The sequence below is a fragment of the Actinomadura rugatobispora genome (assembly GCF_042656285.1).
GTDB lineage: Bacteria > Actinomycetota > Actinomycetes > Streptosporangiales > Streptosporangiaceae > Spirillospora > Spirillospora rugatobispora.
This window is the reverse complement of record NZ_JBHSON010000046.1, coordinates 63,176-74,443: the sequence shown is the minus strand read 5'-3', so window position 1 is coordinate 74,443 and position 11,268 is coordinate 63,176. Positions and strand designations below refer to the sequence as shown.

Annotated in this window: 12 protein-coding genes; 10 read left to right on the top strand and 2 right to left on the bottom strand. The window is 72.6% G+C overall.

What is annotated here, in order from left to right; translation table 11 throughout:
- Positions 1-10: 10 nt before the first annotated feature.
- A complete protein-coding gene (locus tag ACFPZN_RS29845) occupies positions 11-766 on the bottom strand; it encodes a maleate cis-trans isomerase family protein (protein WP_378285572.1) in 756 nt (251 codons plus the stop codon).
- A 168-nt stretch (positions 767-934) separates the two neighbouring features.
- On the opposite strand from ACFPZN_RS29845, the gene ACFPZN_RS29840 reads away from it, so the two are divergent.
- The 10 genes from ACFPZN_RS29840 to ACFPZN_RS29795 all read left to right on the top strand — a co-directional run bounded on the left by ACFPZN_RS29840 (position 935) and on the right by ACFPZN_RS29795 (position 10,386).
- Positions 935-1,723 carry an SDR family NAD(P)-dependent oxidoreductase gene (locus ACFPZN_RS29840; protein ID WP_378285571.1) on the top strand — a complete coding sequence of 263 codons (789 nt, stop codon included), beginning with the start codon at positions 935-937 and terminating at the stop codon, positions 1,721-1,723.
- An 83-nt stretch (positions 1,724-1,806) separates the two neighbouring features.
- Positions 1,807-2,568 (top strand): sugar phosphate isomerase/epimerase family protein, encoded by a 762-nt coding sequence (locus tag ACFPZN_RS29835; protein ID WP_378285570.1) that lies wholly within the window; start codon positions 1,807-1,809, stop codon positions 2,566-2,568.
- Positions 2,569-2,672: 104 nt separating this feature from the next.
- The gene (locus ACFPZN_RS29830) at positions 2,673-3,467 is read left to right on the top strand and encodes an SAM-dependent methyltransferase (protein ID WP_378285569.1); all 795 of its coding nucleotides are present in this window, start codon (positions 2,673-2,675) and stop codon (positions 3,465-3,467) included.
- A gap of 495 nt (positions 3,468-3,962) precedes the next feature.
- The gene (locus tag ACFPZN_RS29825; protein ID WP_378285568.1) at positions 3,963-5,429 is read left to right on the top strand and encodes an MFS transporter; all 1,467 of its coding nucleotides are present in this window, start codon (positions 3,963-3,965) and stop codon (positions 5,427-5,429) included.
- A 172-nt stretch (positions 5,430-5,601) separates the two neighbouring features.
- The gene (locus ACFPZN_RS29820) at positions 5,602-6,204 is read left to right on the top strand and encodes a 2-oxoacid:acceptor oxidoreductase family protein (RefSeq protein ID WP_378285567.1); all 603 of its coding nucleotides are present in this window, start codon (positions 5,602-5,604) and stop codon (positions 6,202-6,204) included.
- Positions 6,201-6,467 (top strand): 4Fe-4S dicluster domain-containing protein, encoded by a 267-nt coding sequence (locus tag ACFPZN_RS29815; RefSeq protein ID WP_378285566.1) that lies wholly within the window; start codon positions 6,201-6,203, stop codon positions 6,465-6,467. Before ACFPZN_RS29820 ends, ACFPZN_RS29815 begins: the two co-directional genes overlap by 4 nt.
- Entirely contained in the window at positions 6,467-7,555 is a 1,089-nt protein-coding gene (locus ACFPZN_RS29810) for a hypothetical protein (RefSeq protein WP_378285565.1), read from the top strand. Before ACFPZN_RS29815 ends, ACFPZN_RS29810 begins: the two co-directional genes overlap by 1 nt.
- A gap of 4 nt (positions 7,556-7,559) precedes the next feature.
- Positions 7,560-8,351 carry a thiamine pyrophosphate-dependent enzyme gene (locus tag ACFPZN_RS29805; protein WP_378285564.1) on the top strand — a complete coding sequence of 264 codons (792 nt, stop codon included), beginning with the start codon at positions 7,560-7,562 and terminating at the stop codon, positions 8,349-8,351.
- On the top strand, positions 8,351-9,763 hold the full coding sequence (locus ACFPZN_RS29800; protein WP_378285563.1) for a class I adenylate-forming enzyme family protein: 1,413 nt from the start codon (positions 8,351-8,353) through the stop codon (positions 9,761-9,763). The genes ACFPZN_RS29805 and ACFPZN_RS29800 overlap by 1 nt, the downstream gene beginning before the upstream one ends.
- Positions 9,760-10,386 (top strand): TetR/AcrR family transcriptional regulator, encoded by a 627-nt coding sequence (locus tag ACFPZN_RS29795; protein WP_378285562.1) that lies wholly within the window; start codon positions 9,760-9,762, stop codon positions 10,384-10,386. Before ACFPZN_RS29800 ends, ACFPZN_RS29795 begins: the two co-directional genes overlap by 4 nt.
- On the opposite strand, the gene ACFPZN_RS29790 is transcribed toward ACFPZN_RS29795, so the two are convergent.
- Positions 10,387-11,262 carry a helix-turn-helix domain-containing protein gene (locus ACFPZN_RS29790; RefSeq protein ID WP_378285637.1) on the bottom strand — a complete coding sequence of 292 codons (876 nt, stop codon included), beginning with the start codon at positions 11,260-11,262 and terminating at the stop codon, positions 10,387-10,389.
- Positions 11,263-11,268 lie beyond the last annotated feature (6 nt).

Genomic DNA, 11,268 nt, shown 5'->3' with positions numbered 1-11,268 from the left:
CTCCCAACGGCTAGTGGCTCGCCAGCAACCGGCCGAAGCCGTCCATCTGGTCGGTGATGCCGTTGCTCCGCAGCGCGTGCCAGTACGTGGCCGTGTTGACGGCGATCACGGGGAGGCCCAGCCAGTGCTCGGCCTCGGCCGCCGTCCGTCCCATGCACAGGTTCGCGCCGAACTGGACGATCGCCCGCGGGCGCTTCTCCGCGATCTCCTTGAGCCCCTGGACGAGGGTCTCCCTGGGGGTGTGGGCGATCTGCACGGCGGTCGGGGCGCGCAGGTGGACCGCGGTGCTCAGCTCGTACCCGCAGCCCTCGACGAAACCGCGCAGGTGCTGTTCCGATCCGGGCTGGTACGGGGTCAGCACGCCGATCGGGCCCTCGTTGACGCCGACGGCGCGCAGGGCCGCCGGGATCGCCGCGCCCGCGTGCACCAGCTGCAGGTCGTCCCCGAACCTGGCGCGGAGCCGGTCGCGGATCGCGTCACCGGCCTTCGGGTCGCCCCAGACCGCCTCGATGGACACCCCGAGCACCACGAGCGCGGGCTCGCAGGTCAGCACCCGCTCCACCGCGTCGTCGACACCGGCGTCGATGTCCTGGACGAGCCCGGCGAAGTCCTCGTCGTCGTTCACGACCCAGTCCCGGATGTGGATCCGCGCGATGTGGTTGGTCACCCCGCGCGGACGCATGTCGTCGTATTCGGGCTGGACGATGGTGTTGACCGAGGGGGTCACCACCCCGATCTTCAGCCGCCAGCCCAACGGGTCGGTCATCGTCGGCTCCGTTCCGGTCGATCCACGCCCACCACCGAGGTTCCCATATTGCATACACCAGCCCGATACGCATGGGCAACAAGCGAGATTCTTGCGGTTTGTTCGGCGATATTGCATACAAGATGGGTGGAGCGAGAGTGTGGTGCGCACGGACGACGGGAGGCGCGGATGCGCTTGCAGGGCAAGGTCGCGGTCATCACGGGCGCGGGGTCGGGGATCGGCAGGGCCGCCGCGCACCGGTTCGCCGGCGAGGGGGCGAAGGTCGTCTGCGCCAGCGTCAGCGGCAGCGCGATCGACGTCGCCCGGGAGATCGGCGGCGCGGCGATCGGGCTCCGGACCGACGTCGCCGACGAGGCGGACGTGCGGCGCATGATCGCGACGGCGGAGGAGGAGTTCGGCCGGGTCGACGTCCTGGTGAACAACGCGGGGTTCGGCGGCGGGCTGAAGCCGCTGCACGAGCAGACCACCGAGACCTGGGACCGCGTGCACGGAGTGAACCTGCGGGGGGTCTTCTTCTGCATGAAGTACGGCATCATCTCGATGCGCGGCACCGGAGGCGGCTCGATCGTGAACGTCTCGTCGGCGACCGCGGTCGTCGGCTTCAAGCACCACGGCGTGTACGGGGCGGCCAAGGCGGGGGTGAACCAGCTGACCAAGGTCGCCGCCCTCGACTACGCCGACGACGGCATCCGCGTCAACGCGGTGTGCCCCGGAAGCATCTGGACCGGCCTGGTCGCGCGGTCCCGGGAGTTCCCGGAGCCGCCCCCGGGGACGTTCCGCATCCCCGGGATCCCCATGGACCGCTGGGGGCTGGCCGAGGAGATCGCCTCGGCGGCGCTGTTCCTGGCCTCCGACGAGGCCTCCTACATCACCGGGCTCCTGATGCCGGTGGACGGCGGCTACTCCGTCGGGTTCTCGGGCATGGGCGCCGAGAAGACCGGCGGCGCCGGCCTGTGAACCCGTCCCGGCCACCTTGCCTATCATTATTGCAAAACTTACAATGATTCCGACGGTGGCGGCGACAGGGCTGAGGTGAACCGGTGGCGGTGGAGCTGGGACTCAGTCCGGACATCCGGTGGGACAGCGCCGTCGGCGACCTGGTGGGGGCGGCCCGGCAGGCGGGGTTCTCGGCCCTGGGGCTGTCCGCCGAGTGGGTCGGCGCCGACGCGCCGGCCGTCTACGACGCGGCCGGGCTGCGCTGCCACGAACTGCTCGTCCTCATGGTGGACGGTGACGACGCGGCGACGCTGGCGGCCGCCGAGCAGCTGGCGCGGACGGCCGCCGCGGTGCGGGCGGAGTGGATCCCCACGCTCTTCTACACCGGGCTCACCGAGGAGACGGCCAAGGTGGTCGAGCGGTGCGCGGCGATGTTCGCCGACGCCGGCGCCGGGATGGCGGTCGAGTTCAGCCCGCTGGGACCGGTGTCCTCGATCAGGACGGGCCTGGAGGTCGTGGACGCCGCGGGCGCCGGCCGGGCCGGCCTCCTGATCGACTCGTGGCACTTCTCCTTCGGCGACAGCACCTGGGACGACCTGGCCCGCGTGCCGCTGGACCGGATCGCCTACGTCCAGTTCGCCGACGCGCCGCCGCCGGTGTCCGGCGACATCGCGGAGGAGACCTCGCAGCGCCGGGCGATGCCCGGGAACGGCGTCCTCGAACTCGACCGCTTCGCCTCCACCCTGCTCGGCCGCGGCTGGGAGGGCCTGGTCAGCGTCGAGGTCCTCAACACCGAACTGCTCGCCCTCCCGATGCCGGAGTTCGCCCGCCTCGCGCGCGACTCCGCGGCGCGCTACTGGTCGTGACACGCCGGGCCTGGACCCCTCCGGAGGCCCGTCCGAGAAGTCCGTTGCCGCTACGCTTCTGCGGACGCGACCGTTTTGATTTCCCTTTATAGGAAGCGCTCTCCATGACCGACACGCCCCCCTCCGTGGATCTGCGCACCGACGAGCCGCACCCCGCCCGGGTGTACGACTTCTACCTCGGCGGCAAGGACCATTTCGGCGCCGACCGCGAGTTCGGCCGGCGCATCCTCGGCATCTGCCCGCAGCTGCGGCCGCTGGCGCAGGCCAACCGCCGGTTCCTGGCCCGCTCCGTCGGCGTGCTCGCGCGCGAGCACGGGGTGCGGCAGTTCCTCGACCTCGGCACCGGGCTGCCGACCTCGCCCAACCTGCACGAGGTCGCCCAGGGCATCGCCCCCGAGTCCCGCGTGGTGTACGTCGACAACGACCCCATCGTGCTCGCCCACGCCCGCGCGCTGCTGACCAGCCGGCCGGAGGGGGCCACCGACTACATCGACTCCGACGTCGTCGACATCGACCGCATCGTGCGGGAGGCGGCCCGGACGCTCGACTTCAGCCGTCCGGTCGCCGTCAGCGCGCTGGCCCTGTTCCACTTCCTGCCCGATCCCCGGCCCGCCGACCTGCTGGCCCACCTCCGCGAGCGGCTCGTGCCCGGCAGCTTTCTGACGATCAGCCACGTGCTTCCGGCCCTGGAGGAGGTCGCCGAGGCGTACCAGGGGACGATGGGCCTGGGCACGCTGCGCGACCGCGACGAGATCACCGCCCTGTTCGGCGACTTCGAGTTCCTGGAGCCGGGCCTGGTCGACCCGTTCCGGTGGCGGCCGGAGCTGGAGCCCGCCGAGCAGGAGCCCGGCGACGAGATCGCGAACCTGGGGGCCTGCGCGGTCGCCCGCCGCCCGTAGGAACGATCCCTCCCCGCTCCGCGGCGAGGTGTCCTGGGAATGTCGCGTGCGGACGCCGGCCTCTTCTCGGAACGGCCATTCCGCACGGCCCTGACACGGTTTGCGTGACGGTCGTGCTCGCGCTCGGAAGCGCCGAGAGGGAAGATCTTTTGGCCGGCCCGCCGGGCCGCGCGGCGCCGCGGGACGACGGCGTCCCGCCGTCGTCGGGGCCGTTGAAACCCCTTCACCTGCGGAAATACTGTCCTTTTTTGGCGAGAACGATCTTCTACCGGCTTATGGACATACCAGCTTCTCCTGGTTACCATGACCCTGCCAGCGCCTCAGAGAAGGGCACACCCCGGCCCCGGAAAGTCACCTTGGCCCGCGCTGTGCAATAGCCGAAGACCATGTGATCCGAACCATTCCATCGGCAATTCCAGCTCCGGATTCCGCGGATTTCCCGCGCGCGACGTCCGAGCCGACTCCGGCAATCCCACCCCACGCCTGGAGAAGCCCATGTCCCTCTCGCCGGACAGCGTCACCCCACCCCGTGAGGACGCGCACACGCGCCTCCTCATCGTCCTGATCGTGATCGAGGTCTTCGCGGTCTTCGAGACCGCGATGGCGATCGCGGCCATCCCCACCTTCATGAAGGTCTTCGACGCCGACGCCGCCGCCGTCGGCTGGACCACCACCGCCTACCTGCTGGTGGGGGCCGCCGTCGCCGCCACAGCCGGGCGCCTGGGCGACATCTTCGGCCGCAAGAACGTCCTGGTGACCGTGCTGTGCGTCGCGGCCTGCGGCTCCTTCATCAGCGTGCTGGCCACCGACCTGTGGATGGTGGTGCTGGGCCGCGGCGTGCAGGGCGTGGCCGCCGGCGCGCTGCCGCTGTCGTTCGGGCTGGTCCGCGAGCTGCTGCCGGAGCGGCGGGTGCCGCTGGCGATCGCGCTGCTCGGCGGGATCGTCCCGATCTGCGCCGGAGCCGGGGGGCTGCTGGCCGGGGTGCTGATCGACCACAGCGGCTGGCGCCTGATGTTCATGGTGGCCACCGGGATGGGCGCCGCCGCGGTGCTCACCACGCTGGCCGGGCTGCCGCGCACGCCCGGGATCAGGCCCCGCCCCCCGGTCGACATCGCCGGTGCCGTGCTGCTCGTCCCGGCGAGCGGCGGCCTGCTGTTCGGCGTCACCCAGGGCGAGGACTGGGGCTGGACCGACGGGCGGGTGCTCGCCTCGCTGCTGGTCGGGCTGGCGTCGCTGGCCGCCTGGGTGTGGTGGGAGCGGCGCGTCCGCGAGCCGATCGTGGACGTCCGGCAGTTCACCCACCGCAAGCTGGCGCTGACCACGCTGGCGACGATCGCGATCGGGGTGGGGCCGATGGGGGCGGCCTCCATCCTGGGGCACATCATCCTGCAGCTGCCCGCGTCCGCGCCGGTCGGGCACGGCCTCTCGGTCACCGAAGCCGGCTTCGTGCTGCTGATCGCCGCGGTGGTCGGCTACGGCGGCTCGGCGCTGAGCGGGCGGATCGCCCAGGTGGTGGGCGCCCGCTGGTCGATGGTGATCGCGTGCGTGCTCTACCTCGTCGGGGCCGGTCTGCTGATGGTGACGGTGCAGAGCCTGGTGGGCGCCTCGATCTGCCTGGGCCTGCTCAGCGTGGGCTCGGCGTTCGCCTTCACCGCGATGCCGAACCTGGTCGTGGAGGTGGTGCCGGCCGAGCAGACCGGCGCGGCGACCGGCATGAACCGGGTGATCATGAACGTGTCGATCGCCACCGGACTGTCCCTGGCCTCGGTGATCATGGCCACCTCCACCGCGCCGGGCACCCACCTGCCGACCGAGGCGGCGCTGACGTCGGTGTGCCTGTTCATGATCGGCGCCACCCTGGTGTGCCTGCTCATCACCGCGTTCATCGCCAACGCCGGGCGGGCGGGCGTGAGACGCGAGCCGACGCCGGATCTCGGCGGCGCCAAGCAGGCGGCCGCCTGACCGGACCTCCCCCATGTAGCGAACATTTTCGCAGGTAGCAGACGGCGTCCCGCGCCCTGGTGCCGCGCCCGCCGGCGGGGATGCGAGACATTCTTTTTGCGCCCCTTGACAACTTCTGTCGCCGGTGTTCCCCTCGTTTAGGGAACAGCGTTCTCTAAACCAGGGAGGCGATGTGACGGAGCGGGCGCTGCGGCTCACCGGAATCGGCGGGCAGGGCGTGCAACTGGCGGCCCGGACACTGGGCGTGGCCGCGGCTTCGCAAGGGCTCTCGGCGATGGTGTTCGGCGAGTACGCGGGCATGATGCGCGGCGGCAACACCGACGCCACGGTGGTGATCGGCACCCGGCGGCTCGTGACGCCGCCGACGGTGTCGCGCCCATGGGGTGCGATCGCCATGCACCACGAGTTCTGGGCCGACGTGGAACGGCGGATGTCGCCCGGCGGCGTCGTGATCGTGGACGGCAGCGTCTTCCGGGGCGAGCCGGCCCGCGACGACCTGATCGTGGTCACGGTCGAGGCCACCGCGGCGGCGACCGGCCTCGGCAACGCCCGCGGCGGCTCGATGGTGACGCTGGGGGCGCTGGCGGCGGCCACCGGCGTGGTCACCGTGGAGTCGCTCGAAGCGGCCGCCGGGGAGGTGCTGCCGTCCTACCGGGCCCAGCACGCCGAGGCCAACGCCGCCGCCATCCGCGCGGGCTACGAACTCGTGGCCGAGCGCGCCACCGAGGCCTGGCCGGACGAGAAGCGGGAAGCCGAAGTGGGGGCGGGACGATGACGGAACCGATCGTCACCAAGGGCACGGTGGTCATCGACGTCGAGCGCTGCAAGGGCTGCGAGCTGTGCATCGACGCCTGCCCGCCCGACGTCCTCGCGATGACGGTGCACGAGCGCAACGAGATGGGGTTCCAGTACCCGCTGCTCGTCGAGGGCTGCATCGCGTGCCGCGCGTGCGCCAAGGTCTGCCCCGACTACGTGTTCCAGGTGTGGAAGTACGACGAGCCCGTCGTCACCACGGTCGACGCCGAGGAGGGCGAGTGATGGCGCCGCGTCTTGCCGAAGGGGCCGAGACGATCGCGGAGGCGATGGTCGCGGCGGGATGCCGCTTCTTCGCGGGCTACCCGATGACACCGTTCACCGAGGTCCTGGAGCACATGGCCCGCCTCCTGCCGGACGCCGGCGGCACCTGCGTCAACGCCGAGAGCGAGCTGGAGGCGATCGGCATGACGTGGGGCGCGGCGGCCGCCGGCGCCCGCGCCGCGACCGGCTCGGTCGGGCAGGGCCTGTCGCTGATGCAGGAGTCGATCTCCGAGCTGTGCCGCGCCCAGGTGCCGCTCGTCGTGCTGAACATGTCCCGCGGCCAGACGGACTACTTCCAGAGCACCCGGGGCGGCGGCCACGGCGACTACCGCCACCCCGTCCTGGCCCCGGTGGACGCGCCGGAGGCGGCCGAGCTGGTCCAGTACGCCTTCCACCTGGCCGACCAGTGGCGCAATCCGGTGCTGCTCTACGGCGACTACTACCTGGCGCACGTCCAGGAGTCCGTCGAGGTGCGGCCGCTGGACTTCGGGCCGCTGCCGCCGAAGGACTGGTGCGTGGACGGATCCGCCGCCGGCACCGGCAACTCCAAACTGGTGTCGCCGCTGTCGCGCGACAAGGCCCGGATGGAGGGCGAGGGCGGGTACGGCGCCCACCTCGCCTTCGTGGCGGAGCGGATGTCGGCCATGGCCGCCGGGATCACGCCGATGGTCGAGACCGGCTTCGTGGACGACGCCGAGTTCGTCGTCGTCTCCTTCGGCACGGCCGCCCGCTACGTCCGGTATGTCGTCGGGCTGCTCCGCGAGGAGGGGCTCCCCATCGGGTTCGTCCGCCCCATCACCCTGTGGCCCTTCCCGAGCGAGACCGTCGCCGAGGTCGCCGCCCGCGCCCGGACGGTCGCCGTCTACGAGCTCAACAACGGGCAGATGGTCGAGGACGTGCGGCTCGCGGTCAACGGCCGCGCCCCGGTGCGGTTCATCGGCGACCTGACCCTGGACATGTCCGGTTTCGGCATCTCCCCCGACTACGACGTGGAACGGCTGTCGGAGCGGCTCCGCACGGCGTTCGACGCCGAGACGCGAAAGGTGTGACCACGTGAAGATCGTGCCCACCGACCAGGCGCCCGCCGCCCCGGCCCGGCTGCTCGAGGACTTCGCGCCCGCCCTGGTGCGCAACGAGGCGCACCACCTCTGCCCCGGCTGCGGCGAGCCGATCGTCATGCGCGCCATCGCGGAGATGATCTCCGAGCTCAAGATCGCGTCCAGGGCGATCGGGGTGGTCGGGATCGGCTGCTACACCGGGTTCTCCACCGCCGCCGACATCGACATCGTGCAGGCCCTGCACGGCCGGGCGCCGTCGCTGGCGACCGGGGTCAAGCGGGTGCGGCCGGACTCCTTCGTCTTCACGCTGCAGGGCGACGGCGACATGGTGAACGAGGGCCTGCAGGAGATCCTGCACACGGCGGCGCGCGCCGAGCGGGTGACCGCGATCCTCGTCAACAACGGCGTCTTCGGCGAGACCGGCGGCCACATGACCGCGGCGAGCGTGCTCGGCCAGCGCACGAAGAACACGCTCGAAGGACGCGACGCGGCGCAGCACGGGTTCCCCATTCCGATCGCCGACCTCCTCGCCCGGCTCGAAGGCGTCGCCTACGTGGCCCGCGGCGCGGTCAACAACGCCGCCAACGTCACCCGCACCCGGCGCGCGCTCCGCCGGGCCTTCGAACTGCAGGAGGCCGGCGCGGGGTTCACCTTCGTGGAGGTCCTCACCATGTGCCCGACCGGATGGTTCCTGGAGACCCGGCAGGCGCCGGACTACCTCGACGACAAGCTGGCCGCCACCTACAAGCTGGGCGTACTCAAAGACCTCTCCGCGTCCTCGGGCTGATGAGCGAGCTGCTGCTGCACGAGGCGTTCCTCGCCGCCGCCGCGCGCCACCCCGGGCGCGTGGCGGCGTCCCGGGGCGGCGAGTCGGTGACCTACGCGCAGGTGGCGGAGGCCGTCGAACGGTGCGCCCGCGCCCTCGCCGCGGCGGGCGTCCGCCGCTCGGACCGCGTGGTCTGGCGGGGCGAGACCCATCTCGACCTCGTCCCGCTCTTCTTCGCCACGGCCGCGCTCGGCGCCGTGTTCGCCCCGATGAGCCCGAAGCTCACCGGCGACGAGGCACGGGCCGTGCTCGACCTGGCCGATCCCAGGCTCGTCATCTCCGGCGAGGGGTACGACGGCGACCTGCGGCTCGCGGACGTGACGCGCTCGCCCGCCGCGTCCGGCATCGACCGCGCCGGCCGGGCCGGGCCGCGGGAGACCGACGGCCACGTCATGTACTTCACCAGCGGGACGACCGGGCTGCCCAAGGCGATCGTGCTGTCCCACCGCACCACGATGATCCGGGCCCTGTCCGCCCTGTCGGACTTCCCGACCGGGCCCCTGGTCTCGATGTTCCCCCTCTTCCACATGGCCGGCTGGAGCAGCGCCATCGGCCCGTGGCTGTGCGGGGACGAGGTCGTCCTCGCCGACGGGGGCGGCGCCGAGGACCTGGTGCGGGCCATCGAACGGCGCCGGGCCCACAGCTTCTACGCCATCCCCGCGGTCTGGCGGCGGATCCTGGACCTCGACCTGACCGGGTTCGAGCTGGGGTCCCTCCGGCGGGCCGACACGGGCACGTCCGCGACGACGCCCGAGCTGCTCGCCGGCATCCACGCGGCCCTGCCGCGGACCACCACGACGATCACCTACGGGTCCACCGAGGCGGCCGGCGTGTGCCGGCTGCCGTTCGAGGACGTCCGGCGCAAGCCGGGCAGCGTCGGCCCGCCGGTGCCCGGGGTGCGCGTCCGGGTCGAGGACGGCGAGCTGTGGGTCAGGAGCCCGTTCCTGTTCGACGGCTACCACCGCGACGAGCGGGCCACCCGGGCCGCGCTGGTGGACGGCTGGTACCGGACGGGCGAACTGGCCGAGATCGACGGCGAGGGCTACATTTCCATCGTGGGCCGAGTCAGCGACATGATCCGCAGTGGCGGGGAGAGCATCGCCCCGGCCGAGGTCGACGGCGTGATCGCGACCCATCCGGCCGTCCTGGACGCGGCGGTGGCGGGGGTGCCGCACGACGACTGGGGCGAGATCGTCACGGCGTTCGTCGTCCCGCGCCCCGGGGCCTCGCTCAGCCTGCCCGAGCTCCAGCGGCACTGCGACGGCCGCCTCGCCCGGTTCAAGGTCCCCAGGCGGCTGGTCGTGGTGGACGCCATCCCGCGCACCGGCGCCACCCGGCAGGTCCAGCGGCGTCAACTGGCGGCCGGGGCATGAGCCCTCGCCCCCGCCTGCGGGAGGACGAGAAGGAGGAGTACGCCCGGCGCCTGATCGAGGCCGCGTTCCGGGTCATCGCCGCCACGTCCGACAGCGAACCGGCGGTCCGGGCGATCCTGCGCGAGGCGGGCCTGTCGCAGCAGGCGTTCTACCGGTGCTTCTCGTCCAAGGACGACCTCCTGGACGCGGTGCTGGCCGAGGGGCGCCGGCTCCTGGTCGAGCATCTCACCCGGCGCATGTCCCGGGAACCGACGCCCGAAGGCAGGATCCGGGCCTGGGTGGGCGGGGTGATGCAGCAGGCGGAGGCCAAGTACGCGGCCGACCGGACGCGGCCGTTCGTGGCCGGCACCGGGCGGCGCGGGGCCGCGGACCCGACCGAGGCCACCGAGACCGAGCGGCAGCTGGGCGGCCTGCTGGAGGAGGTCATCGCGGCGGGCAACGCCGACGGCTCGTGGGCCTGCGCCGACCCCGCCGGCGCCGCCCTGATCATCCATGACTTCGTCCTCGCCAGCCTGCGCCGCCACCTGATCAACGGCGTCGCGCCCTCGCGCAGCACTTCACAAGACCTCGCCGACTTCGCGCTCCGCGCGCTGCGGGGCCGGCCGGACGACCGGACGGCGTGATCAGGACGGGCCCTCCCCGCCCCGTTCCGGGCTCGGCGCGCCGAGGCCGTCGCTCAGCTGCCGGGACGCCGCGAGCAGCGCCGCGGCGATGTCGGGCACCTCGGCGTCGTGGTCGGTCTCGAAGATGACGCCCATCAGGGCGGCCACCCGGCCGTCGGCGCCGAAGACGGGGGCGGAGACGAACGAGTGCCGGACGGTGCGCGACTCGACGCGGGCCACCCGCACCAGCTCGTCCTGGGCCAGCGCCTGCTCCATCGGCCGCCGCCGCTCCTCGGGCAGGTCGGCGAGGCCCGATTCGAGGTCGCGGCGGGTGAAGGAGTCGAGCACGATGCCGTAGCCGAGCGTCCGCACGCTGGCGGCCGCCTCCCGCAGCCGCGTCTCGCCCTCGCGTCCGATCCCGGGTGCGCGCGCGATCCACCGGTCGAGCTCGGCATCGTCCCAGGCCGCGAACGCCAGGCCGTTCGGGGGCGCGAGCGGGAACGCCTGCCCCTCCATCATCGTCGCCGACAGCAGGAACGGCGGGCCGACGCGGCCGACGTTGACCAGCTGGTCTCCGGCGGGCAGGTAGCCGATCACCTCGCAGCCGGTCTCCTGGTACAGGCGGCGCGTGGCGGCCCGCAGCAGCCCCACCACCGCGGCCCCCCGCTGCGCCGCGGCGCCGATCGGGATGAGGCCGGCGCCGAGGGTGTAACCGCTCTCGGTGCGCCGGACCCAGTTCGGCGGTTCGAGGGCCAGCAGGACCGCCTGGCAGGTCGCCCGGCTCTGCCCCAGCCTCCGGGCCAGGTCGGCGACGGCGAACACCTCGCCCGGATGGTCGGCGAGGAACCGGACGATCTCGACACCGCGCTGCGCCGACGGTGCGGGTTGCAATGCCATCACGCG